The 24,869-nt window shown below is 72.4% G+C and carries 16 protein-coding genes; 3 read left to right on the forward strand and 13 right to left on the reverse strand.

The features are described 5' to 3' along the window. Positions 1-7 precede the first annotated feature (7 nt). The 9 genes from RM572_RS14105 to RM572_RS14145 form a co-directional block, all read right to left on the reverse strand. Positions 8-1,210 (reverse strand): phosphoglycerate kinase, encoded by a 1,203-nt coding sequence (locus RM572_RS14105; RefSeq protein WP_311673670.1) that lies wholly within the window; start codon positions 1,208-1,210, stop codon positions 8-10. A gap of 141 nt (positions 1,211-1,351) precedes the next feature. Continuing rightward, entirely contained in the window at positions 1,352-2,356 is a 1,005-nt protein-coding gene (gene gap, locus RM572_RS14110; protein ID WP_311673671.1) for a type I glyceraldehyde-3-phosphate dehydrogenase, read from the reverse strand. Between the two features lie 211 nt (positions 2,357-2,567). Then, positions 2,568-3,545, reverse strand: coding sequence for a DNA-binding protein WhiA (gene whiA / locus RM572_RS14115; RefSeq protein WP_311673672.1), 978 nt, complete (start codon positions 3,543-3,545; stop codon positions 2,568-2,570). Next, the gene (locus RM572_RS14120; protein ID WP_027762436.1) at positions 3,536-4,558 is read right to left on the reverse strand and encodes a gluconeogenesis factor YvcK family protein; all 1,023 of its coding nucleotides are present in this window, start codon (positions 4,556-4,558) and stop codon (positions 3,536-3,538) included. The genes whiA and RM572_RS14120 overlap by 10 nt, the downstream gene beginning before the upstream one ends. Then, entirely contained in the window at positions 4,558-5,493 is a 936-nt protein-coding gene (rapZ, locus tag RM572_RS14125; RefSeq protein WP_311673673.1) for an RNase adapter RapZ, read from the reverse strand. Before rapZ ends, RM572_RS14120 begins: the two co-directional genes overlap by 1 nt. A 26-nt stretch (positions 5,494-5,519) precedes the next feature. Beyond that, positions 5,520-7,517, reverse strand: a complete 1,998-nt coding sequence (uvrC, locus tag RM572_RS14130) for an excinuclease ABC subunit UvrC (RefSeq protein WP_311673674.1) — start codon at positions 7,515-7,517, stop codon at positions 5,520-5,522. Between the two features lie 73 nt (positions 7,518-7,590). After that, positions 7,591-10,398, reverse strand: coding sequence for a DEAD/DEAH box helicase family protein (locus RM572_RS14135; RefSeq protein WP_311673675.1), 2,808 nt, complete (start codon positions 10,396-10,398; stop codon positions 7,591-7,593). After that, positions 10,395-11,051, reverse strand: a complete 657-nt coding sequence (locus RM572_RS14140; RefSeq protein WP_311673676.1) for an MBL fold metallo-hydrolase — start codon at positions 11,049-11,051, stop codon at positions 10,395-10,397. The genes RM572_RS14135 and RM572_RS14140 overlap by 4 nt, the downstream gene beginning before the upstream one ends. Before the next feature lie 112 nt (positions 11,052-11,163). Further along, positions 11,164-11,868 carry a maleylpyruvate isomerase family mycothiol-dependent enzyme gene (locus RM572_RS14145; RefSeq protein ID WP_311673677.1) on the reverse strand — a complete coding sequence of 235 codons (705 nt, stop codon included), beginning with the start codon at positions 11,866-11,868 and terminating at the stop codon, positions 11,164-11,166. Between the two features lie 176 nt (positions 11,869-12,044). On the opposite strand from RM572_RS14145, the gene uvrA reads away from it, so the two are divergent. Next, a complete protein-coding gene (uvrA, locus tag RM572_RS14150) occupies positions 12,045-14,960 on the forward strand; it encodes an excinuclease ABC subunit UvrA (RefSeq protein ID WP_311673678.1) in 2,916 nt (971 codons plus the stop codon). 84 nt (positions 14,961-15,044) lie between these two features. Here uvrA and RM572_RS14155 read toward each other — a convergent pair whose 3' ends face one another. After that, entirely contained in the window at positions 15,045-15,953 is a 909-nt protein-coding gene (locus RM572_RS14155; protein WP_311673761.1) for a hypothetical protein, read from the reverse strand. 338 nt (positions 15,954-16,291) lie between these two features. Between RM572_RS14155 and RM572_RS14160 the strand changes: the two genes are divergently transcribed. Continuing rightward, on the forward strand, positions 16,292-19,651 hold the full coding sequence (locus RM572_RS14160) for a phosphodiester glycosidase family protein (protein WP_311673679.1): 3,360 nt from the start codon (positions 16,292-16,294) through the stop codon (positions 19,649-19,651). A gap of 10 nt (positions 19,652-19,661) precedes the next feature. On the opposite strand, the gene RM572_RS14165 is transcribed toward RM572_RS14160, so the two are convergent. From RM572_RS14165 to uvrB, 3 genes are all read right to left on the reverse strand, one after another. Continuing rightward, positions 19,662-20,690 (reverse strand): TerC family protein, encoded by a 1,029-nt coding sequence (locus RM572_RS14165; RefSeq protein ID WP_311673680.1) that lies wholly within the window; start codon positions 20,688-20,690, stop codon positions 19,662-19,664. A 257-nt stretch (positions 20,691-20,947) separates the two neighbouring features. After that, entirely contained in the window at positions 20,948-21,526 is a 579-nt protein-coding gene (locus RM572_RS14170) for a TerD family protein (protein WP_311673681.1), read from the reverse strand. Positions 21,527-21,599: 73 nt separating this feature from the next. Then, a complete protein-coding gene (gene uvrB / locus RM572_RS14175; protein WP_311673682.1) occupies positions 21,600-23,735 on the reverse strand; it encodes an excinuclease ABC subunit UvrB in 2,136 nt (711 codons plus the stop codon). 160 nt (positions 23,736-23,895) lie between these two features. On the opposite strand from uvrB, the gene RM572_RS14180 reads away from it, so the two are divergent. Beyond that, the gene (locus RM572_RS14180; RefSeq protein ID WP_311673683.1) at positions 23,896-24,816 is read left to right on the forward strand and encodes a glycerophosphodiester phosphodiesterase; all 921 of its coding nucleotides are present in this window, start codon (positions 23,896-23,898) and stop codon (positions 24,814-24,816) included. Positions 24,817-24,869 lie beyond the last annotated feature (53 nt).

A 24,869-nucleotide genomic window follows, 5' to 3' on the forward strand; every position in this document is an offset into this window, starting at 1 on the left:
GGGGTGTTCAGTCCTCCAGTGCGGCGAGGCCGGGGAGCGTCTTGCCCTCGAGGTACTCGAGGCTGGCGCCGCCACCGGTCGAGATGTGGCCGAAGGCATTCTCGTCGAAGCCCAGCAGGCGGACGGCGGCGGCACTGTCTCCGCCGCCGACGACCGTGAAGGCCGAGCCGTCGAGGAGACCCTGCGCGACCGCGCGCGTACCCTCGGCGAAGTCCGGGTGCTCGAAGACGCCCATCGGCCCGTTCCAGAAGACGGTGGCCGCGTCCGCCAGCTTGGCGGCGTACAGCTTGCGGCTCTCCGGGCCGATGTCCAGGCCCATCAGGTCGGCCGGGATGGCGTCGGCGGGCACGGCGACGGGGTCTGCCGGCGCCTTCGTCTTCAGGTCCGGGAACGCGGTGGCGGCGAGCACGTCGACGGGGAGGACGAACTCCACGCCGCGCTCGTCCGCCCGCTTGAGGTAGTCCTGGACGGCCGGGATCTGGTCCTCCTGGAGCAGCGAGCCGCCCACCTCGTGGCCCTGGGCCTTGAGGAAGGTGTACGCCATGCCGCCGCCGATGAGGATGCGGTCGGCCTTCTCCAGCAGGTGCTCGATGACGCCGAGCTTGTCGGAGACCTTGGCGCCGCCGAGGACGACGGCGTAGGGGCGGGCGACGTTCTCGGTGAGCTTCTTCAGCACGCCGACCTCGGTGGCGATCAGGCCGCCGGCCGCGTGCGGGAGCCGGGCGGGGAGGTCGTACACCGAGGCGTGCTTGCGGTGCACCGCGCCGAACCCGTCGCCGACGTAGAGGTCGGCGAGGGCGGCGAGACGGTCGGCGAACGCGCCGCGTTCGGCGTCGTCCTTGCTGGTCTCCCCGGCCTGGAAGCGGAGGTTCTCCAGCAGGGCCACGTCGCCGTCGGCCAGGCCGTCCACGGTGGCACGGGCCTGGTCGCCGACGGTGTCGGCGGCGAAGGCGACGTCCCTGCCGAGGAGTTCACCGAGCCGCGCGGCGACCGGGGCGAGGGAGAACTGCGGGTCAGGGGAGCCCTTGGGGCGGCCCAGGTGGGAGGCGACGACCACGCGGGCCCCGGCCTCGGCGAGTCTGCGGACCGTGGGGACGGCGGCGCGGATGCGGCCGTCGTCGGTGATGGTGTCCCCGTCGAGCGGGACGTTCAGGTCGGCGCGGACGAAGACCCGCTTGCCGTCCACCTGAAGAGCGTCGATCGTCTTCATCGTTCCTCGGAATTCCTCGTGTCGGGCCGCGCCAGGGGGCGGCCCCGTACGAACCGGGGCCCGCGCAACGCGTCATCGCGCTCCGCGAGCCCCGGCCATGTCACCTCGCTGCTGCCGTCGTGGTGGACGTACCGCCGACGGTCAGAGCTTGCCGCCGACGAAGACCGTCAGGTCCACGAGGCGGTTGGAGTAGCCCCACTCGTTGTCGTACCAGCCGACGATCTTCACCTGCTTGCCCTGGACCATGGTCAGGGACGAGTCGAAGGTGCAGGACGCCGGCCAGTTGACGATGTCCGAGGAGACGATCGGGTCCTCGGTGTATTCCAGGACGCCCTTGAGCTGACCCTCCGCGGCCTTCTGGAAGGCGGTGTTCACCTCGTCGCGGGTGACCTCCCGGTCCAGTTCGATGACCAGGTCCGTGACCGAACCGGTCGGGACCGGGACGCGCATCGCGATGCCGTCCAGCTTGCCCTTGAGCTGCGGCAGGACCAGGGCGGTCGCCTTCGCGGCGCCGGTGGACGTCGGGATGATGTTCTCGGCCGCGGCACGCGCCCGGCGCAGGTCCTTGTGCGGGAAGTCCAGGATGCGCTGGTCGTTGGTGTACGCGTGGACGGTCGTCATCATGCCCTTGACGATGCCGAAGCTCTCGTCCAGCACCTTCGCCATCGGCGCCACGCAGTTGGTGGTGCACGAGGCGTTGGAGATGACGTGGTCCTTCTCCGGGTCGTACTTGTCCTCGTTGACACCCATGACCACCGTGATGTCCTCGTCCTTGGCCGGAGCCGAGATGAGGACCTTCTTCGCGCCCGCCGCGAGGTGCTTCGCCGCGTCCTCGCGCTTGGTGAAGATGCCGGTGGACTCGATGACGATGTCGGCGCCGAGTTCGCCCCAGGGAAGCTGGGCCGGGTCGCGCTCCGCCATCGTCCGGAAGGTCTGGTTGCCGACCGTGATGGTGTCGTCGGTGTGGCTGACCTGCTGCTTCAGGCGACCGAGGATGCTGTCGTACTTCAGCAGGTGCACCAGGGTCGCGTTGTCGGTCAGGTCGTTGACGCCGACGATCTCGACGTCCGCCCCCTGCTCAAGGAGTGCGCGGAAATAGTTGCGGCCGATGCGGCCAAAGCCGTTGATGCCTACGCGGATCGTCACGAACCGATCTCCTCGTTGGGTACGCCGGCGTGTGCGGACGCCGGCGAGAGCTGTATGGGCTGTGTCCCCGACCACTTCCGACCCTACCGCGCGCGTCCGGGTCCCGGCGCCGCTCCCCTCCCCGTGCCGTCGCGTTCCCGTCCCCGTTCGCGGGACGGGCTCCCCGCCGGAGCCCGTCCCGCGAACGGGGACGGCGGCACGGAGGCGGGCGTCAGACCGCCATCTCCTCGGCGAGGTTGGACTCGGTGCCGGGGACGCCCAGGTCCTGTGCCCGCTTGTCGGCCATGGCCAGCAGGCGGCGGATCCGGCCCGCCACCGCGTCCTTGGTCAGCGGCGGGTCGGCGAGGGCGCCGAGTTCCTCCAGCGACGCCTGCTTGTGCTCCATCCGCAGCGCGCCCGCCGCCGCCAGGTGCTCGGGGACGTCCTCCCCGAGGATCTCCAGCGCACGCTGCACCCGCGCACCCGCCGCCACCGCGGCCCGCGCGGAACGCCGCAGGTTGGCGTCGTCGAAGTTCGCGAGCCGGTTCGCGGTCGCCCGCACCTCGCGCCGCATCCGGCGCTCCTCCCAGGCGAGCACGGCCTCGTGCGCGCCGAGCCGGGTGAGCAGGGCGCCGATGCCGTCGCCGTCGCGCACCACGACCCGGTCGACGCCACGCACCTCGCGGGCCTTCGCGGGGATCTGGAGGCGCCGGGCGGCGCCGACCAGGGCCAGGGCGGCCTCCGGGCCGGGGCAGGTGACCTCGAGGGACGAGGAGCGGCCGGGCTCGGTCAGCGAGCCGTGGGCGAGGAAGGCGCCGCGCCAGGCGGCCTCCGCGTCGCAGGTGGCCCCCGAGACCACCTGCGGCGGCAGGCCGCGGATCGGGCGGCCTCGGCTGTCGACCAGGCCGGTCTGGCGGGCGAGCTGGTCACCGCCGGCCACCACGCGGACGACGTAGCGTGAGCCGCGCCGCAATCCGCCGGGGGCCATGACCACCAGGTCGGAGGAGTGGCCGAAGATCTCCAGGATGTCCTTGCGGAGCCGCCGGGCGGCGATGCCCGTGTCGAGTTCCGCCTCGATCACGATGCGTCCGCTGACCAGGTGCAGGCCGCCCGCGAAGCGAAGGGTCGACGAGACCTCCGACTTCCGGCAGCAGGTCCGGGTGACGGGGAGCCGGGAGATTTCGTCCTTCACCGCTGCCGTCATCGCCATGGGCCGATCCTTCCATGCATCCGAAAAATACGGTCGTACGCGGCCGCCAGCAGCTCCGGGTCGTGCCGGGCGGACTGGCCGGAGGCCGCGACGGGGGCCAGCTGGACCGTGGCTCCGAGCTGCTCGGCAGCCTCCCGGAGACTGTGTGCGTCCGGCACCGCGTCCTGGTCGGCCAGCACCGCGTCGAAGGCGAGTTTAGGGGCGTGTCGGGCCAAAACCTCCAAATGACGCTGCGGGGAGAAACCTTCCGTTTCACCCGGTTGCGGCGCGAGGTTGAGGGAGAGCACCCGGCGCGCCTTGGTCTCCTGGAGCGCGTCGCGCAGTTCGGGCACCAGCAGGTGCGGGATGACCGAGGAGAACCAGGAGCCCGGCCCGACCACCACCCAGTCGGCGTCCAGGACGGCGGCGACGGCTTCCGGCACGGCGGGCGGGTCCGGCGGCACCAGGTGGACCTGCTGCACCTCACCGGGCGTCAGCGCGACGGTGGCCTGTCCGCGCACCGTGCTCACCTCGTCGGGCCGGGCGGCATCGTGTCCGCGCACGCTCGCGGTGAGTTCGAGCGGGACGGCGGACATGGGCAGCACCCGGCCGTGCGCGCCGAGCAGCCTGCCGACCAGGTCGAGCGCCTGGACGTGGTCGCCGAGCTGCTCCCACAGGGCGACGATCAGCAGGTTGCCGACCGCGTGCTGGTGCAGTTCGCCCTTGCTCTCGAAGCGGTGCTGGATGACCTCCGCCCAGGTGCGCCCCCAGTCGTCGTCGCCGCACAGCGCGGCGAGGGCCTTGCGCAGGTCGCCGGGGGGCAGCACGCCGAGTTCGTCCCGCAGCCGGCCGCTGGAGCCGCCGTCGTCGGCGACGGTGACGACCGCGGTGAGGTCGCCGGTGATGCGGCGCAGCGCGGTGAGCGAGGCGGAGAGGCCCATGCCGCCGCCGAGTGCGACGACCTTGGGCTGGGCGCCGCGGCGTACCGTCTGTCCGCCGACGAGGCGCCGCAGCCGTATCGTCCTACGAGCCATTACTCACGTCCCATGTCCCGGTGGACGACGACGGTTTCCACGCCCTCTCGCGAGAGGCGGGCGGCGAGGCGTTCGGACATGGCGACCGACCGGTGCTTGCCCCCGGTGCACCCGACGGCGACCGTGACGTAGCGCTTGCCCTCGCGGCGGTAGCCCGCGGCGATGAGCTGCAGCAGTTCGGTGTAGCGGTCGAGGAACTCCTTGGCTCCGGGCTGGTTGAAGACGTAGCCCGAGACCTCCTCGTTGAGCCCGGTGAAGGGGCGCAGCTCGGGCACCCAGTGCGGGTTGGGCAGGAAGCGGCAGTCGACGACCAGGTCGGCGTCCACGGGGAGTCCGTACTTGTAGCCGAACGACATGACCGTGGCGCGGAGTTCGGGCTCCTCCTCGCCGGCGAACTGGGCGTCGAGCTTGGCGCGCAGCTCGTGCACGTTGAGGCTGGAGGTGTCGATCACCAGGTCCGCGTCGCCGCGCAGTTCGCGCAGCAGGTCGCGTTCGGCGGCGATGCCGTCCACGATGCGTCCGTCGCCCTGGAGGGGGTGGGGGCGCCGCACGGATTCGAACCTGCGCACGAGGGCTTCGTCGGAGGCCTCCAGGTAGACGGTGCGCCGGGTGACCTCCTTGGCGTCGAGGTCGATCAGCGACTGCTTGAGGTTGTCGAAGAAGCGCCGGCCGCGCACGTCGACGACCACGGCGATCCGGGCGACGTTGCCCTGCGAGCGCGCGCCGAGATCCACCATGGTGGGGATGAGCGCGGGCGGCAGGTTGTCGACCACGAACCAGCCGAGGTCCTCCAGGCACTTCGCGGCGGTGCTGCGCCCCGCCCCGGACATGCCGGAGATGATCACCAGCTCCGGTGTCGTCGCGTCCTCGGTCTCGGCGGGCGTGCCCGTGCTCACCTGTGCTCCGTCTCTGCGGTCCTCGTGTGCTTCGTCCATGATCGCGTCCCCCGGTCCGGCCGTCGTCAGCGGTTGCCGCCCCGCGTCTGGCGGAGGCGTTCTTCGTCTTCCACGATCTCACCCGTGGCGGTGTTGACGGCGGGTCCTCCCGCAGCCGCCCCGGCCAGCGACGCCACCACGGTCTCCGCGGTCTTGCGGCCGAAGCCCGGGACCTCGCAGATCTGCTCCACGGTGGCCGCGCGGAGCCGTTTGACCGACCCGAAGTGCTTGATCAGCGCCTGTTTGCGGGTCTCGCCGAGACCGGGCACGGCGTCCAGCGGGCTCGCCGTGAGGGCCTTCTTCCGCTTGCTCCGCTGGTAGGTGATCGCAAAACGGTGCGCCTCGTCGCGGACGCGCTGGAGGAGGTAGAGGCCTTCACTCGTACGGGGGAGAACGACGGGGTCGTCGTCCTGCGGCAGCCAGACCTCCTCCAGCCGTTTGGCGAGGCCGCACACGGCCACGTCGTCGACCCCGAGCTCGGTCAGTGCCCGCTGCGCCGCCGCGACCTGCGGCTTGCCGCCGTCGACCACGAGGAGCTGCGGCGGGTAGGCGAACTTCTTCGGACGCCCGTCCTCGTCCCGGCCGTGCTCGCCCTCCTCGCCCTCGGGCCACTCGCCGGTCCGCTGCATCTCCTGGAGGTACCGCCGGAAACGCCGGGCGACGACCTCGTGCATGGCCCGTACGTCGTCCTGGCCGGCGAAGGAGCGGATCTGGAAGCGCCGGTACTCGCTCTTGCGGGCGAGGCCGTCCTCGAAGACGACCATGGACGCGACCACGTCGTCGCCCTGGAGGTGCGAGACGTCGAAGCACTCGATGCGCAGGGGCGCGGAGTCGAGGTCGAGGGCCTCGGCGATCTCCTCCAGGGCGCGGGAGCGGGTGGTGAGGTCGGAGGCGCGCTTGGTCTTGTGCAGGGCGAGTGCCTGCTGGGCGTTGCGCTGGACGGTCTCCATCAGGGCCCGCTTGTCGCCGCGCTGCGGGACACGGAGGTTCACGCCGGCGCCGCGGCGACCGGCCAGCCACTGGGCGAGCGGCTCGACCGGCTCGGGCAGGGCGGGGACCAGCACCTCGCGGGGCACGGTGTCGCCGCTCTCCTCGCCGTAGAGCTGCTGGAGGGCGTGCTCGACGAGTTCGGCGGTCCCGACCTCCTCGACGCGGTCGGTGACCCAGCCGCGCTGGCCGCGCACGCGGCCGCCGCGGACGTGGAAGATCTGCACGGCGGCCTCGAGTTCGTCCTCGGCCAGCGCGATGAGGTCGGCGTCGGTGGCGTCGGTGAGGACGACGGCGTTCTTCTCCATGGCGCGGCGCAGCGCCTCGATGTCGTCGCGGAGCCGGGCGGCGCGCTCGTACTCCGTCTCCTCGGCGGCCTCGTGCATCCTCTCCTCGAGGCGGCGCAGGTAGGCGCCGGTGCGGCCGGCCATGAAGTCGCAGAACTCGTCGGCGAGTTCGCGGTGCTCCTCGGGGCTGATCCGCCCGACGCAGGGGGCGGAGCACTTGCCGATGTAGCCGAGCAGGCAGGGACGGCCGATCTGCGCGGAGCGCTTGAAGACGCCCGCGGAGCAGGTGCGTACGGGGAAGACGCGCAGCAGCAGGTCGACGGTCTCGCGGATGGCCCAGGCGTGGGCGTAGGGCCCGAAGTAGCGCACGCCCTTCCGCTTCGGGCCGCGCATCACCTGGACGCGCGGGAACTCCTCGTTCAGCGTGACCGCGAGGGACGGATAGCTCTTGTCGTCGCGGTACTTGACGTTGAAGCGGGGGTCGTACTCCTTGATCCAGGTGTATTCGAGCTGGAGCGCCTCCACCTCGGTGGAGACCACCGTCCACTCCACGGATGCCGCCGTGGTCACCATCGTCCGGGTGCGCGGGTGCAGGCCCGACAGGTCCTGGAAGTAGTTCGCCAGGCGCGAGCGGAGGCTCTTGGCCTTGCCGACGTAGATCACGCGGCGGTGCGCGTCACGGAACCGGTAGACCCCCGGCGAGTCGGGGATCTCTCCCGGCTTGGGTCGGTAGGTGGAGGGGTCTGCCATGCGTCACACCCTACGTGCGGGGACCGACGTCCTGCGGGGCGCTGCCCGGGCGGTTCCGCCGCCCGCGGCCGGGTCACGTCCAGGCGACGCGGAGGGCGGTGGAGGCGTCCAGCGGCGAGGCTCCGGCCTGGGCGGCGAGCACGCCCGCGCCCTCCGGGGAACGGGTGTAGACGGGCACGGCCTCGCTCACGTACCGGCGCCAGGCCGCCGCGTACAGGTCGACGCGCCGGCGGTTCTCGCCCAGCACGGCGGGCACCGCGTGGTGCACCACCGCGTGGGAGCGGAGGCGGCCGCGCGCCGCCAGGTCCCCGTCGCGCAGGCCGTGCCCGGTGACGAGGTAGCGGGGAAGGAGGTAGCGGGGGTCGCCGACGGGCGACACGGCCTCGTCGAAGGCGGTGGCGAACAGGGCCGACGCCGCCGCCGGCACCCCCGCCAGCCGCACCCGGTAGGCGCCGGTCTCGTCGGGGGCGACGGACACCGCCTCCGCTCCGCGCGGGACGAGCCCTGCCGCGTGCAGGGCCTCCGCGACGGCGCGGGCGACGGCGGGGACCGGAGGCTCCGCTCCGGCGGCGCGGAGCATGCGGGCGCCGAGCGCGGCCCTGCGGAGCGTGTAGGCCGCCCCTCCCCCGGTCGCGGCGGCGAGCGGCGCGAGGACGCCCGCGCCGAGGAGCACGGCCGCGACCGCGCACACCAGTGCCGCCGCCGCGGTCGCCGCCCACAGCGCCGGGGGTCGCGGGACGGCGGGGGCGACGCCGACGGGCGCGGGGACGGCGACGGGAGGGCGTACCGGCGCGCCGGGTTCGGCCGCGGCGGGGACGGGACCGCGTCCGGCGGGCAGCGCCACCCGCACGGTGTGCACGAGGCGGTCGTCGTACGGGCTGCCGACGCGCCACGCCTCGCGGGTGGTCTCCCGCTGCTCGGCGCGGCGCAGCATGACCGCGTTGAGCCGGTCGAAGTCGTGGGCCGGCGGCGGCGCGTACGGGGACAGTGCGGCGTGGACGTGGGCGACGCCGGAGACGACCTCGCCGGCCTCGGTGATGCCGAGGTAGCCGGCGTGTTTGCGGACGAAGCGGTCCCAGTCGCCGGTGCCCTTGGGGTGGCCGTCGGCGACGCAGACGACGGACCAGGTGTGGGCGGTCTTCTCCGGCCAGGAGGGGTCGATGCGCAGGGCGCGGCCGCGGGTCTGCACGACGGCGGTCGCGGTGGTGGCCTCGGTGAGGTCGACGAGGGTGTTGACGCCCCGGGCGTCCCATCCCTCGCCGAGCATGCCGCGGGTGCCGACCAGGGCGCGGGTGCCTCCGCTCTCGAAGAAGCGGGTGGCCAGGGCGACCCAGCGGCGGCTGTCCCAGCGTCCGGTGATCTCCACCGTCCCGCCGTTCCCGGTGGCGGACGGCGGGTCGAGGCGGAGAGCGGGGTCGGCCTCGGCGGCCCAGGCGTGGAAGCGGCGCGCGGTTTCCGGCGCGGCGGCGACCGTACGGCCGGTGACCAGGAGCGGGCCGAGCACGGCGGTGCGGGGGTCGGCGGCGAGTTCGTCGAGGACGAGGCGCGCGGAGCCGGCCTCCTGGGCGAGGACGCCGTCGAGGGAGGCGGGCAGCGTGGCGGTGGCCCGCTCGTGGTCGCAGACGACGACCGCGCGGAGCCGGTCGCCGAGCGTCGTGCTCTCGGCGGCGAGGATCTCCCGGACGGCGGTGGTCTTGGCGGCGCTGCGGGCGAGCACGCGGTCGACGGGTGAGCGGCCGGCGCGGATGCCGGCGCGGGTGAGGCGGTGCCCGACGGCCGGCAGGGCGGCGCGTACGGCCTCCACCGCCCGGGTGTCGCGGGGGTCGTCGCTGCGGAGCAGGCAGCGGCGGATCCAGTCGTCCAGCAGGCAGACCCAGTCGGCGGCGAGCGGCGCGTGCCGGTGCTCCTCGCGCAGGCGGGCACCCTCGGGCAGCTCGAGCAGGCCGTGGTAGTGGAAGCGGAGGGCGGCGTCGGCGGTGTCCGGGTTCTCGCGGGCGAAGCGGTGCCAGGGCAGGGCGCGTTCGCCGGTGGCCGTCCGGCGTCGCACGATCCGCTCGTCGAGCCAGGCGAGGAAGGGGGTGGCGGCGAAGCCGGGGTCCAGGAGGTCGGTGGTGAGAGTGGCGAAACGTTCGGCCTCCGCCGCGAGCCAGTGCTCCTCGTCGGCGGTGGGCGGGGTGATCCAGGCGAGTTCGGCGTACGGGGCGAGATGACCCTCCCGGACGGCGGCGGGGATGGACGGGCCCTGGACGGCGGGGCCGAAGAGTTCGTCGACCAGTGCCGCCTGCGCCGGGGTGAGACGGTCGGGCGGGGTCGCGGTGAGGCCGATGACGGTGGCGTCGGGCAGTTCGCGCAGCAGCTCGGCGAGCAGTTCGCCCCAGGTGTCGAGCAGGTGGTGGCACTCGTCGAGGAGGAGCGTGACGCGGCCCGCATCACGGAGCGCGGCGACCAGGGCGCGGCCCTGCGGGCGCAGCCGGTACAGATGCTCGGTTCCGCCGGGTTCGCCGGCGCCCTCCTCGTCGACCTCGGCGTCCGGGTCGAAGGTGGCGAGGGCCTGGTAGGTCAGCACGGTCACCGGGTCGGTCAGCGCGCGGTCGGTGCCGGCCGGAGGCGGCGCGGGGCGGTAGGTGCTCCACGCGGTCAGCCACTGGCCCTGGATCGCGGTGTTCGGGCCGAGGACGACGGTCCGGTCGCCCCGTCTGCGTGCGGCTTCCAGGCCGGTCAGGGTCTTGCCAAGGCCGGGTGGGAGCACCACCCAGGCCCGGCGTCTGCCCGCCGCGAACGCCTCGTCGAGGGCGTCCAGCGCCTCGGACTGGTGCCGGCGCAGCAGTACGGGCGGCCGGACGCCGGCGAACCCGGTGCCGTCCACGGCGGGCGTGCTCACCAGCCGCGCTCGCGCCACTCCGCGAGGTGCGGGCGCTCGGTGCCCAGCGCGGTGTCGGCCCCGTGGCCGGGGTAGACCCACGTCTCGTCGGGGAGCCGGTCGAAGAGCTTGGTCTGCACGTCGTGCAGGAGCGTCGTGAATGCCTCCGTGTCGCCGAAGGTGTTGCCGACGCCGCCGGGGAACAGGCAGTCCCCGGTGAACAGGTGGGGATGACCGTGCGGGTCGTCGTAGACGAGGGCCACCGAGCCCGGGGTGTGGCCGACCAGGTGGCGGGCGGTGAGCTCGACCCGGCCGACGCGGACGGTGTCGCCGTCCTCCAGCGGCACGTCGGTGGGCACCGGGATGCCCTCGGCGTCGTACCGCCCGGCGTACGTGCGGGCGCCGGTGGCGCCTACCACCTCGGCCAGCGCCTGCCAGTGGTCGCCGTGGCGATGGGTGGTGACGACCCCGGCGATGCCGTCCTCACCGATGAGCCGGAGGAGCGTCTCCGGCTCGTTGGCCGCGTCGATCAGCAGCTGCTCGCCGGTGGCGCGGCAGCGCAGCAGGTAGGTGTTGTTGTCCATCGGGCCGACGGCCGCCTTGGAGATCATCAGGTCGGCCAACTCGTGCACGTCGGCGGGACCGCCGACCTTCACCGCTCCGCTGTAAGCCATGCCCTCACCTTAGTCCTCACGGGCCGGCCGACGACCTCCCCGTGCCTGCCCGGAAACGGTTCCGGGCAGGCACGGGGAGTTCCCCCGCGCCTGTCCGGCAACGGGGCGGACGTCAGAAGGTGGGGAGGGCCGGCAGCGGCTCCGGGGCGGAGAGGCCGGACCCGTCGGCGCGGCCGGTGATCCAGCCCATGAGGGCGACGGGCGTGCCCGTGACGACGAGCGGCTCGCCCTCGGCCGCACCGGTACGCCAGGACCGCCCGTCCCCGGTGCGCAGCTCGACGCCGACGGTCAGGTCGGCGTGGCCCTGGTACCGCGCGGCCATGTTCGCGATCTCGCGCTCGACGAAGTCCGCCGGAACGTCCGTCAGTTCGTATCCGACACCGAGGTCCACGTGGTGCAGTTCGGTCTCGATCCAGCGCCGCCACGGGATGTTCGCGACCCGGTCGGTGACGCCGTTGCGCAGCTCGACGGTGCGCTCCCATCCGGCGTCGCCGTCCGGCTGCCCCTCGAAGGCCCCGTCGAGGCGGAGGGCCGTGACGGCCACGTCCTCCATCTGCTCGGCGGCCGGGCGGGGCGCGCCGCTCTCGATGTCGGCGTCGCGCGCCTCGGCGCTGACGTACATCGGCCTGCCGGCGAGTACGTTGAGCAGCGCGTCGGAGTTGCGGGCGAGGTGGGCGAGGACGTGGCCGCGGGTCCAGCCCGGGAGGCGGGAGGGCGCGGAGACCTCCGGGTCGCTCAGCTTCGCGACGGACTCGAGGAGGCGTGCGGTGGACTCGCGGAGGGCCGCGCAGTCGTCGGCGGGAGAGTGCGTGGTCATGATCCCAACGTAGCGGCCTCACACCATCGGGTGAAGCTCGCACTCCAGGCCCGGAAATCGAATGCGCGTGCTATAGGCTCGCTCTGCGGCATCCGAAGCACACCGTCGCGGCGCTCCCATACCCTGGGGTTCGTGGGCCTGCGCCCACAGCTCCCGCACGAAAGGTCTCATCCGGCGTGGCCGACCGTCTCTACGTACGTGGCGCTCGCGAGCACAACCTCAAGAACGTCTCCATCGACCTCCCCCGGGACGCGTTGATCGTGTTCACGGGGCTTTCCGGGTCGGGCAAGTCCTCCCTGGCCTTCGACACCATCTTCGCCGAGGGCCAGCGGCGCTACGTGGAGTCGCTCTCCAGCTACGCGCGGCAGTTCCTCGGCCAGATGGACAAGCCCGACGTCGACTTCATCGAGGGCCTGTCGCCTGCCGTCTCCATCGACCAGAAGTCGACCTCGCGGAACCCGCGGTCCACGGTCGGCACCATCACCGAGGTCTACGACTACCTGCGGCTGCTCTTCGCGCGGGTCGGAAAGCCGCACTGCCCCGTGTGCGGCGACCCGATCGCCCGCCAGTCCCCGCAGGCCATCGTGGACAAGGTGCTGGACCTGGAGCCGGGCAGCCGCTTCCAGGTGCTGTCGCCGCTGGCGCGGGAGCGGAAGGGCGAGTTCGTCGATCTCTTCCACGAGCTGCAGACCAAGGGGTACAGCCGGGCCCGGGTGGACGGGACGACGATCCAGCTGTCGGACCCGCCCAAGCTGAAGAAGCAGGAGAAGCACACCATCGAGGTGGTCGTGGACCGCCTCACGGTCAAGGAGGGCGCGAAGCGCCGCCTGACCGACTCGGTGGAGACCGCGCTCGGCCTGTCCGGCGGCATGGTGATCCTCGACTTCGTCGACCTGGACGAGGACGACCCGCTGCGCGAGCGCATGTACTCCGAGCACCTGTACTGCCCGCGGGACGACCTGTCCTTCGAGGAGCTGGAGCCGCGGTCGTTCTCCTTCAACTCGCCCTTCGGCGCCTGCCCCGAGTGCACCGGCATCGGCACGCGGATGGAGGTGGACCCGGAGCTGATCGTCCCGGACGAGGAGAAGTCGCTGGACGAGGGCGCCATCCACCCGTGGTCGCACGGCCACACCAAGGACTACTTCGGCCGGCTGGTCGACGCGCTGGCCGACGCACTCGGCTTCCGCACCGACATCCCCTGGGCCGGCCTCCCCCAGCGGGCGAAGAAGGCCCTGCTGAACGGCCACCGCACCCGCATCGAGGTCCGGTACCGCAACCGCTACGGCCGGGAGCGCGCCTACACCACGGCCTTCGAGGGGGCCGTGCCGTTCGTGCGGCGGCGCCATCAGGAGGCCGAGACCGACAGCAGCCGGGAGCGCTTCGAGGGCTACATGCGCGAGGTGCCCTGCCCGACGTGCGAGGGCACGCGCCTCAAGCCGATCGTGCTCGCCGTCACGGTGCAGGGCCGCTCGATCGCGGAGGTGTCCGCGATGTCCATCAGCGACTGCGCGGACTTCCTGCGGGACCTCAGGCTCACCGCACGGGAGAAGACGATCGCCGAGCGGGTGCTGAAGGAGGTCAACGAGCGGCTGCGGTTCCTGGTCGACGTCGGCCTCGACTACCTCTCGCTGAACCGCGCGGCCGGCACCCTCTCCGGCGGCGAGGCGCAGCGCATCCGGCTGGCCACGCAGATCGGCTCCGGCCTGGTGGGCGTGCTCTACGTGCTGGATGAGCCGTCCATCGGCCTGCACCAGCGGGACAACCACCGGCTGATCGAGACGCTGGTGCGGCTGCGGGACATGGGCAACACGCTGATCGTCGTCGAGCACGACGAGGACACCATCAAGACCTCGGACTGGGTGGTCGACATCGGTCCGGGGGCCGGCGAGCACGGCGGCCGGGTCGTGCACAGCGGCCCGCTGGACCAGCTGCTCACCAACGGCGAGTCGGTCACCGGCCACTACCTCTCGGGGAAGAAGCAGATCCCCACGCCCCGGGAGCGCAGGCCGGTGGACGGCGACCGCCGTCTCCTGGTGCGCGGCGCGCGGGAGAACAACCTCCAGAACATCGACGCCGCCTTCCCCCTCGGCGTCCTGACCGCCGTCACCGGAGTCTCCGGATCCGGCAAGTCGACGCTGGTCAACGACATCCTCTACACCCACCTGGCGCGCGAGCTGAACGGCGCCAAGGCGGTTCCGGGCCGGCACACCCGCGTCGAGGGAGACGACCTGGTCGACAAGGTGGTGCACGTCGACCAGTCGCCGATCGGCCGCACCCCGCGCTCCAACCCGGCGACGTACACCGGGGTGTTCGACCGGGTGCGGAAGTTGTTCGCCGAGACCACGGAGGCGAAGGTCCGCGGCTACCAGCAGGGCCGGTTCTCCTTCAACGTCAAGGGCGGCCGCTGCGAGAACTGCGCGGGCGACGGCACCATCAAGATCGAGATGAACTTCCTGCCGGACGTCTACGTGCCCTGCGAGGTGTGCCACGGCGCGCGCTACAACCGGGAGACCCTGGAGGTCCACTACAAGGGGAAGAACATCGCCGAGGTCCTCGACATGCCCATCGAGGAGGCGCTGGACTTCTTCGAGGCGGTCCCGGCGATCGCCCGTCACCTGCGCACGCTCAACGACGTGGGCCTGGGGTACGTGCGGCTGGGGCAGCCGGCGCCGACGCTGTCCGGCGGCGAGGCCCAGCGCGTGAAGCTCGCGAGCGAGCTGCAGAAGCGCAGCACCGGCCGCACGGTGTACGTGCTGGACGAGCCGACGACCGGTCTGCACTTCGACGACATCCGCAAGCTGCTGGGCGTGCTGTCGGGGCTGGTCGACAAGGGCAACACGGTGATCGTCATCGAGCACAACCTCGACGTCGTCAAGACCGCCGACTGGCTCGTGGACATGGGCCCGGAGGGCGGCAGCGGAGGCGGCCTGGTGATCGCCGAGGGCACCCCGGAGGACGTCGCGGCGATCCCGGCGAGCCACACGGGCAAGTTCCTCCGCGAGATCCTGGGCGACCGGGTGAGCGACGCGCAGGTGCCCGCATCGCGCAAGCCGCGGAGCACCGCGCGGAAGAAGGCCGCGGCCCGGAAGTAGCGCCGCCGCGTGGGGCGGGTCCGTCGCCGGGCCCGCCCCACGTCCGCGTACCGGCGCCGCTTCGGGCCGGGCGTCCCCCTTCGGTCAGGCCCAGTCCCAGCTGATGCCGAGGAGTCCGGGTTTCACGTCCTGGTGCGCCAGGTGCACCGCGCGGTGCGGCGCGGACAGGTCGAGTTCGCGCACCTGCGTCGGCCGTGCGCCCGGCGCGGTCCGCGCGAAACTCCGGCAGCCCACCGGCAGCGCGTCCGCGTCGAACCCGGCCTGGAGCACGTACTGCCCTCCGCCGAAGCTGAAGCCGCGCACGTACTCGCCGCACGGCCCGGCCGTGCCGTCCTCGAAGGTGTAGCTGAACATGTGGGTGTCGCCCACCCGCAGCCGCGTGTCGAAGAGGAGCTCCGCGGCGACCAGCCCCGTCGGCCCGTGCCGTCGCACACTGCCGGGCCGGCAGTTCTCCCCCGCTCGCAGGCGGACGCCGGACACGTCGCAGCCGGCGTCGCCGTAGTGGATGGCCACGTACCGGTCGATGCCGTCCCGGTGCGCGCGCACCACCTGTTCCGAGTGCCGGGAGGCGAGTTCGCGGCGTGCCCCGATCCGCACGCGTTCGACGTGCAGCACGGTGTGCACGCCGCCGTCGGCGGGCCAGCGCAGTTCCGCGAGCAGCTGCTGGAGCGCGTCCGCGGCGTCGACCAGCGACCGGTACGGTCGTGCGGCGGGCCGTTCCGCCGAGGCGGTCTCGCGCAGCAGCCGGGTGAGCGCGTCCCGCGGCAGATCCAGCACCTGCTCCAGCGCGGTGACCGCACGCATCGACTCGGGCCGGGCCGGGCGCCGGTTGCCCTGCTGCCAGTAGCTGAGGCTGGTCACCCCGACCTGTATGCCGCGCTCCGCGAGCCGGTGCTGGATGCGGTGCAGCGCGAGACCGCGCGCCTGGATGGCGGCGCGCAGCGCGACGTGGAACGGCCCGGTCTTCAGAAGCTGGTCCAGTTCGGAGTGCATGCTCACGGTGTCGCTCTCGTTCTCGCGCGGGCCGGCAGCGCGGCGCCGGCTCCTCGACGTCCGTTCGTTCACTTCGGCGCCGGTGACGTTCACATCGTTTCGCTCCCGCGCATTACAGCCTGTTGACCAGCGAGTCAGCAAGGCTTTCGGCACCGCCAGAGGTCGGCCCAATAGTTCGTGCCGAATTCGCCGACGGCCCTCTGGTGCGACCCGCCCTCCCTTGCCACTGTGTGCGGCTGTGTGCACGCCTTGTGCGCTGAACTCACCTGTACCGAGGGGGTTTTGTGAAAGAAGCTCGCCCGCGCAGACGGTTCCCCGTCCGTTGGATACTCGTCCCGGTGGCCGCCGCGTCCGCGCTGGCCACCGGGCTCACGGCTCCGGCCGGTGCCGCTCCCGGCGCTCCGGTCCCGGCGCACGCCCCGGCCTCGCCCGTTCCGGCACCCGGCACGCCGGGGCCGGGCTGGGAGATCGACAGCACCAGCCGCCCGGTGGCGCCCGGCGCCACCCTCACCTCCTTCGACCGGCTCGCCCCCGACAAGTGGCTGCGGGCCGACGCGCTCAGCGTCGACCTCGAGGAGGGCACGCGCGTCGACCACCTCTCGGGCGCGGTCTCGGAGCGCCGCACGCTCGGCGAGCACGTCGCCGCGCACGACCCCGGCGAGGGACGCCGCACGGTCGCCGCGATCAACGCGGACTTCTTCGACATCAACGCCACCGGCGCTCCGCTGGGCCCGGGCGTCCGGAACGGCGACATCACCCAGTCCCCCGAGCCCGGTGCCACCCAGGCGGTCGGCTTCGGACCGGGCAGCGCCGGCCGCGTCCTCGACCTGTATTTCGAGGGCACGTTGACCCTCCCGGACGGCGAAGAGCCGCTCGCCGCCTACAACGCGGCCGACGTTCCGCAGAACGGCATCGGCGCCTACAACGCCCAGTGGGGCGACGCCGACCGGACGGCGACGGTGGAGGGCGCGGCCGAGACAGCCGAGGTGGCGGTCCGCGACGGCCGCGTCGTGAGCGTCTCGGAGAAGCCCGGCGACGGGGCCGTCCCGCCGGACACCACCGCGCTGCTGGGCCGCGACGCGGGCGCCGAGGTGCTGGCCGGGCTGAAGGCCGGCGATCCGGTGTCCTGGGAGTACGACCTGCGCACGGGCGACGGCGGGCCGCTGCCGCGGACGGCGGTCGGCGGACGCGGCATCCTGGTGCTCGACGGCGAGCCGCAGGACTGGGAGGGCCGGCCGAACAACACGACCGCGCCGCGCACCGCGGTGGGCTTCTCCCGTGACGGCTCCACGCTGCACGTACTCACCGTCGACGGGCGGCAGGCCGCGTCCGGCGGCGTCACCCTCACCGAGCTGGCCCGGATGATGGACGAGTTGGGCGCCTACAACGCGCTCAACCTGGACGGCGGCGGTTCGTCCACGCTGCTGGCCCGCGAGCCGGGCTCGGACACGCCTCAGCTGGAGAACGCCCCCTCCGACGGGGAGCAGCGCGAGGTGCCCAACGGTCTGGCCCTCACCGCGCCCGACGGCAGCGGCGACCTGCGCGGCTTCCGGGTGGAGACCGCCGCCGACCCCGCCCTCGCTCCCACCGCGGACCCCGTCCCCGGCGGCCACCCGGAGCGCGTCTTCCCCGGCCTCACCCGGCAGTTGACGGCCGCCGGCTACGACGAGACCTACGGTCCGGCCGAGGGCGACCCCGACTGGCGGGTGCACCGGCGCAGCGTGGGCCGGGTCGACGACGACGGCACGTTCCTCGCCCGCCGCACCGGCAGCACCGAGGTGACCGCCCGGCGCGGACGCGCAGACGGCTCCGTCGAGCTCCGGGTCCTCGGAGAGCTGCGTCGCGTGACGCCGACCCGGGACCGGGTGGGCCTGGCGACGCCGCAGGACGAGGGCACCTTCGGGGTGCTGGGATTCGACGCGGACGGCACCAGCGCGCCCGTCGACCCGGCCGATGTGGAGCTGGAGTACGACCGGGCGCTGTTCGCCATCGCCCCGGACGCGACCACCGGCGGCTTCACGGTGCTTTCCCGCAGCGGCGAGGAGGGCGCGTCGGGAACCGTGAAGGCCACCGTGGCCGGGCACAGCACCGTACTCGCCGTGACGGTCGGCCTGCGCGACCAGCGCGTCGCCGCCTTCGACGACGCCGGCGACTGGACGTTCTCCGCCGCCCGCGCGGAAGGCTCGGTCGCCCCCGAACCGTCCGGTCGCGACGGGCAGGCGCTCCGGCTGGACTACGACTTCGGACAGTCCACGGCGACCCGCGCGGCGTACGTCAACCCGCCGCAGTACCTCGAAGTGCCGGGGCAGCCGCAGGCGTTCACCCTGTGGGTCGAGGGCGACGGCCGTGGGGCGTGGCCGTCGCTGCACCTGGTCGACGCGAACGGCACCTCCCAGGTGCTGCGCGGTCCGCACGTCACCTGGGAGGGCTGGCGGCAGGTGACCTTCACCGTGCCGGAGGGGGTGGCCTACCCCCTGAAGGTACGGCGCTTCTACGTCGCCGAGACGCGTCCGGACGCGCAGTACAGCAGCAGCATCGTGCTGGACGAGCTGGTGGCGAGGACCCCGCCGGACGTGGAGCTGCCCGCGCAGCCGGCCGTGCGGGACCGCCTGATCACCACCGCGCGGGACGTGGCCGGCCGCGACTGGCGGTTCGCGGTGATGTCGGACGCCCAGTTCGTCGCCCGCGAGCCGGACAGCGAGCTGGTGGCCAAGGCGCGGCGGACGCTGCGGGAGATCCGCGCGGCGGACCCGGACTTCGTCGTCGTCAACGGCGACCTGGTGGACGAGGGGTCGCCCGAGGACCTGGCGTTCGCCCGGCAGGTCCTGGAGGACGAGCTCGGCGACGCCGTGCCCTGGTACTACGTGCCGGGCAACCACGAGGTGATGGGCGGGAGCATCGACGCCTTCGTCGCGGAGTTCGGCCCGGCCCGCCGCACGTTCGACCACGAGGGGACCCGCTTCGTCACCCTGGACACCTCCTCGCTCTCGCTCGGCGGTCTGGAACAGTTCGCCGCGCTGCGCGGGCACCTGGACGCGGCGGCTCGCGACCGGCGCGTACGGTCGGTGGCGGTCGTCCAGCACGTGCCGCCGCGCGATCCGACGCCGCAGCGGGCGAGCCGTCTCACGGACCGGCTGGAGGCGGATCTGCTGGAGAAGCTGCTCAGCGCCTTCCACGCCCGGAGCGGCAAGGACGTGCTGTTCGTCGGCTCGCACGTGGGCGTCTTCCACGCCTCACGGGTAAACGGCGTGTCGTATCTGGTCAACGGCAACGCGGGGAAGAACCCGGCCGCGCCTCCCGGTGAGGGCGGATTCACCGGCTGGTCCCTGGTCGGCGTGGAACGGGACGACACGGTGCACTCCGGCCGGGAGGCGTTCGCGGTGCAGACCCGTGCCCACGTGGACGGCCTGACGCTCCAGGCGCCGGACGCCCTGCCGGACGGCGCGACCGACGCCGCGGGGGCGACCGTGCGGCAGGGCGAGGGAGCCGGGGCGGGCGAGGTGCCGGTGGCGTGGCCGGTCAGCGCGGACTGGTCCGGCTCGCGGAACCTGTGCCTGGGCGACGGGCGGCCGAAGCGGCGCTGCGACGCCGCCTTCGACCCGGCGACGGGGGTGCTGACGGCGCTGCGCCCGGGCACCGTCTCCCTCGCGGTGGAGGTGAACGGCGCCCGGGCGGAGCGGACGGTGGTGATCGGCTGACGCGCAGGCGTCAGTCGTCGTCCTTGGAGAGGGGGCCCCGGTCGTCGCGCGCGTCCGGGGTCCCCACCGGGGCGGTCTGCTCCTCGCGCTGCTTCCGGTCCTGCTTCTTCGAGGCGTAGAGGCTGGTGACCGTGGTGACGACCAGCACGGCGCAGATGACCCCGAGGGAGACCGGGATGCTGATCTCCGGGACGTGCACTCCCGCCTCGTGCAGGGCGTGCAGCACCAGCTTGACGCCGATGAAGCCGAGGATGATGGACAGCCCGTAGGACAGGTGGACGAGCTTCTTGAGGAGGCCGCCGATCAGGAAGTACAGCTGGCGCAGGCCCATCAGGGCGAAGGCGTTCGCCGTGAACACGATGAACGGGTCCTGGGTGAGGCCGAAGATCGCGGGGATGGAGTCCAGTGCGAAGAGGACGTCGGTGGTGCCGATCGCGAGCATCACGATCAGCATCGGCGTCATCAGCCGCTTGCCGTTCTCCCGGATGAACAGCTTGGTGCCGTGGTACTGGTCGGTCGAGGGGAAGCGCCGCTCGATCATCTTGAGCATGCGGTTCTCCTCGTACGCCTCCTCCTCGTTCTCGACGCGCGCCTCCTGGATGAGCTTCCAGGCCGTCCAGATCAGGAAGGCGCCGAAGATGAAGAAGACCCAGGAGAACGTGGAGACGATCGCCGCGCCCGCGGCGATGAAGCCGGCGCGCAGCACCAGGGCGATGAGGACGCCGATCATCAGCACCCGCTGCTGGTAGATGCTGGGCACCGCGAACTTCGCCATGATCAGGACGAAGACGAAGAGGTTGTCGACGCTGAGCGACTTCTCGGTGATGTAGCCCGCGAAGAACTCGCCGGCGGGCTGCCCGCCCCCGAAGACGAAGAGACCGATACCGAAGATGACGGCCAGGACGATCCAGACGATCGTCCAGATGCCCGCCTCCCTGAGGGAGACCTCGTGCGGTTTGCGGCCGACGAAGAAGTCGACGGCGATCAGGGCACAGAGACCGATGACGGTCGCCGCCCATACGGCAAAGGACACATCCACGTGACGTACACCTCCGGCTGATGCGCTGCCGGAGGTCTCTTCCGCCCGCGCCGCGCGTGGCCTGTTCCGGTACGCGCCGCCGGACCGGCGCCCCGGGGCCGGTCCGACCGGCCCGTACTGACGGGGTCACCGCGACGTGGGAATACTCCCCTCCGCACGGTCCAGGGTAAAGCAATACCAAGAAAAGGCAAAGAGGAGCTTTACCCGATCGGGTGGCGGAAGGGCGGGAGGAGCCGGCAGGGCCGGACGGCCCGGCGTCAGAGGTGCGGCACGATCGCCGGCATCAGGTCCTGGAACGTGCGGCCCTCGGCGGGCTCACCGATGGCGGTCATCTGCCAGCCGCTGCCCTCACGCTGCACCTTTGCCATGATCTGCGCGGTGTACGCCCCGCCGCCGGTCAGCGTGTACCGGGCGAGCTCCTCCCCGTTCGCCGCGTCGAGCAGGCGGCAGAAGGCGTTCTCCACCTCGGTGAAGGTCTGGCCGGTGAAGGAGTTCACGGTGAAGACGATCTGGTCGATGTGTGCCGGGACGTGCTGGAGGTCGACCATCACTGTCTCGTCGTCGCCGCCTCGACCGGCGCCGCCGACCAGGTTGTCCCCGCTGTGCCGGACGGATCCGTCGTCGCTGACGAGGTGCTTGAAGAAGACCACGTCCACCGGCTGCTTGCCGGCGAAGAGCACCGCGGAGGCGTCCAGGTCGATGGCCTTGGTCCGGCGGCCGAACAGCCCACGACGGGGTGCCGCCTGCCAGCCCAGACCCATGCGCACGGCCGAGAGGCTGCCGCCGTCGGACTTCCGCAGGCTGACCGCCTGCCCCTTGGACAGGTTGACCGTCACCGTGTGTCCCCTCTCGACGTGCCCTCCGCCGTCACCGGCACTCCAGCGCCTGTCCGGCCCTGGGGACGGCAGCCTACTTGAGGCCGGCCTCGCGCATCTGCCGCAGCTCCTTCTTGAGTTCGCCGACCTCGTCGCGCAGCCGTGCGGCCACCTCGAACTGGAGCTCCGCGGCCGCGGCGCGCATGCGCTGCGTCATGTCCTCGATGAGGTCGGCCAGATCCCCCGCCGGGCGGTCGGTGAGGACCTCTCCGTCGGCCTTCCCGCCGCCCCGGGCGGCCCTCCCGTGGCCGAGGTCGGGCACCGGGGCCTTCTGTCCACGGCCCTTCTCCACCGCACTCTGCCGGTACCCGGTGCCGAGGAGCTCCTCGGTGTCGACTCCCTCGCGGGCGATGTCCGCCACGATGTCGCCGATCTTCTTGCGCAGCGGCTGCGGGTCGATGCCGTTGGCCTCGTTGAAGGCGATCTGCTTGGCACGCCGGCGATTGGTCTCGTCGATGGCCCTGGCCATCGCGGGGGTGACCTTGTCGGCGTACATGTGCACTTGACCGGAGACGTTGCGCGCCGCGCGGCCGATGGTCTGGATCAGAGAGGTGCCGGAGCGCAGGAAGCCCTCCTTGTCCGCGTCCAGGATCGCGACCAGCGACACCTCCGGCAGGTCCAGCCCCTCACGCAGCAGGTTGATGCCGACCAGCACGTCGAACTCGCCGGCCCGCAGCTCCCGCAGCAACTCCACCCGGCGCAGCGTGTCGACGTCGCTGTGCAGGTAGCGGACCTGGATGCCGAGCTCCAGGAAGTAGTCGGTCAGGTCCTCGGCCATCTTCTTGGTGAGGGTGGTGACGAGCACCCTCTCGTCGGCCTCGGTGCGGGTCCGGATCTCGTGCACCAGGTCGTCGATCTGGCCTTCGGTCGGCTTGACCACGACCTCCGGGTCGACCAGGCCGGTGGGGCGGATGATCTGCTCGACCACGCCGTCGCCGCGCGACAGCTCGTACGCGCCCGGGGTGGCCGAGAGGTACACCGTCTGGTCGATGCGCTCCAGGAACTCCTCCCACTTCAGCGGGCGGTTGTCGATCGCCGACGGCAGCCGGAACCCGTGGTCGACCAGGGTGCGCTTGCGCGCGGCGTCCCCCTCGTACATCGCGCCGATCTGCGGCACCGTGACGTGCGACTCGTCGATGACCAGCACGAAGTCGTCGGGGAAGAAGTCGATCAGGGTGTGCGGCGCGGAGCCGGGGTCACGGCCGTCGATGTGTCGCGAGTAGTTCTCGATGCCGGAGCAGGTGCCGATCTGCCGCATCATCTCGATGTCGTAGGTGGTGCGCATCCGCAGCCGCTGCGCCTCCAGCAGCTTGCCCTGCTGCTCCAGGGAGGCGAGCTGCTCGGCCAGCTCGGCCTCGATGCCGCCGATGGCCTTCTCCATCCGCTCCGGACCGGCGACGTAGTGCGAGGCGGGGAAGACGTACAGCTCGCTGTCGTCGGTGATGACCTCGCCGGTCAGCGGGTGCAGCGTGGACAGCGCCTCGATCTCGTCGCCGAACATCTCGATGCGCACGGCGAGCTCCTCGTAGACCGGGAAGATCTCGATCGTGTCGCCCCGGACCCGGAAGGTGCCGCGGGTGAACGCGGCGTCGTTGCGGCTGTACTGGATGTCGACGAAGCGGCGCAGCAGCGCGTCGCGGTCGATCTCCTCGCCGACCTTGAGCGGCACCATCCGGTCGACGTACTCCTGCGGCGTGCCCAGGCCGTAGATGCAGGAGACGGAGGCGACCACGACGACGTCGCTGCGGGTGAGGAGGGAGTTCGTCGCGCTGTGCCGCAGGCGCTCGACCTCCTCGTTGATGGACGAGTCCTTCTCGATGTAGGTGTCCGTCTGCGGGACGTACGCCTCGGGCTGGTAGTAGTCGTAGTACGAGACGAAGTACTCGACGGCGTTGTGCGGCAGCAGCTCGCGGAACTCGTTGGCCAGCTGGGCGGCGAGGGTCTTGTTCGGCGCCATGACCAGCGTCGGGCGCTGGAGCTTCTCGATCATCCACGCGGTCGTCGCTGACTTGCCGGTGCCGGTGGCGCCGAGCAGCACGACGTCCTTCTCGCCACCCCGGACACGGCGGGCCAGGTCCTCGATGGCGGTGGGCTGGTCGCCGCTGGGCTGGTACGGGCTGACGACCTCGAAGGGCGCCACCTTGCGTTCGATCTTGGTCACGGGCCGCATGACACCCACCGTACGGCCCGGCACCGACATGCGCCCCGACGCACGGGGTTCAGCCCTCGGACACCCGTTCGCCTGTTGTGTGTACGACGCAACCGGGAACCTCTCTCTGGCAGGAGCACGCGGATCACCGTGTGCTCACGGACGGACGCGAGGAGTCTCCATGGCGATGCGCCCTCTCACCGTGGCAGCCGGTGCGCTGCTGGGCCTGTCCACCCTCTTCCTCTCCGCCACCCCCGCGGCCTCGGCCGCCGGGGTGGCGGCCGCCCTCCCCGCCGCGAAGGCGGCGGCGAAACCGGGGCCCGGCCGGGCGCCGGTCGTCGTCGCCCACCGCGGCGCCTCGGCGTACGCCCCGGAGAACACCCTGGCCGCCGTGGACGCGGCGCACGACCTGGGCTTCGCCTGGGTGGAGAACGACGTCCAGCGCACCCGCGACGGCGAACTGGTCGTCCTGCACGACGAGAGCCTGGCCCGCACCACGGACGTGGAGGAGGTCTTCCCCGACCGCGCGCCGTGGCGGGTGGCCGACTTCACCGCGGCGGAGGTGGCGCGGCTGGACGCCGGAAGCTGGTTCGGCGAGGAGTTCGCGGGCGAGCGGATCCCGACGCTGGAGCAGTACCTGCGACGGGTCGAGGCGAACGGGCAGAGGCTGCTGCTGGAGCTCAAGAAGCCGACGCTCTACCCGGGCGTGGAGAGCCAGACCCTCAAGGAGCTGGCGAACGAGGGCTGGCTGGACCGGCAGCACGTGGCGCGCCGGCTGGTGATCCAGAGCTTCGAGGCGGGGACGGTGCGGACGGTGCACGAGCTGGCCCCCGAGGTGACCACCGGCTTCCTCGGCACTCCGGCGGCCGCCGACCTGCCCGGCTACGCGGCGTTCACCGACCAGATCAACCCGAACCACTCCACCGTGACCGCGGACTACGTGTCCGAGGTGCAGGCCCTGGAAGGCGCGCACGGCAGGCCGCTGGAGGTGTTCACCTGGACCGTGGACGACGCCGCGACCGCCCGCCGGGTGGCCGAGGCGGGGGTCGACGGGATCATCTCCAACGCCCCCGACGTCGTGCGGGACGCGGTGGGCCGCTGACCCCGGGGCTCTCCCTCTCCCCGGCCGCCCGGGGAGGGGGAGCCGCCGCGGCG

The organism is Streptomyces hazeniae (assembly GCF_031845485.1).
GTDB classification, from domain to species: domain Bacteria; phylum Actinomycetota; class Actinomycetes; order Streptomycetales; family Streptomycetaceae; genus Streptomyces; species Streptomyces hazeniae.

What these genes read in the sequence shown, in the direction of transcription:
- RM572_RS14105 (WP_311673670.1), bottom strand. Translation starts at nt 1,210, where the DNA reads ATGAAGACGATCGACGCTCTTCAGGTGGACGGCAAGCGGGTCTTCGTC.
- whiA (WP_311673672.1), bottom strand. Translation starts at nt 3,545, where the DNA reads ATGGCGATGACGGCAGCGGTGAAGGACGAAATCTCCCGGCTCCCCGTC.
- RM572_RS14120 (WP_027762436.1), bottom strand. Translation starts at nt 4,558, where the DNA reads ATGGCTCGTAGGACGATACGGCTGCGGCGCCTCGTCGGCGGACAGACG.
- rapZ (WP_311673673.1), bottom strand. Translation starts at nt 5,493, where the DNA reads ATGGACGAAGCACACGAGGACCGCAGAGACGGAGCACAGGTGAGCACG.
- uvrC (WP_311673674.1), bottom strand. Translation starts at nt 7,517, where the DNA reads ATGGCAGACCCCTCCACCTACCGACCCAAGCCGGGAGAGATCCCCGAC.
- RM572_RS14140 (WP_311673676.1), bottom strand. Translation starts at nt 11,051, where the DNA reads ATGGCTTACAGCGGAGCGGTGAAGGTCGGCGGTCCCGCCGACGTGCAC.
- RM572_RS14145 (WP_311673677.1), bottom strand. Translation starts at nt 11,868, where the DNA reads ATGACCACGCACTCTCCCGCCGACGACTGCGCGGCCCTCCGCGAGTCC.
- RM572_RS14155 (WP_311673761.1), bottom strand. Translation starts at nt 15,953, where the DNA reads ATGCACTCCGAACTGGACCAGCTTCTGAAGACCGGGCCGTTCCACGTC.
- uvrB (WP_311673682.1), bottom strand. Translation starts at nt 23,735, where the DNA reads ATGCGGCCCGTGACCAAGATCGAACGCAAGGTGGCGCCCTTCGAGGTC.
- RM572_RS14180 (WP_311673683.1), top strand. Translation starts at nt 23,896, where the DNA reads ATGGCGATGCGCCCTCTCACCGTGGCAGCCGGTGCGCTGCTGGGCCTG.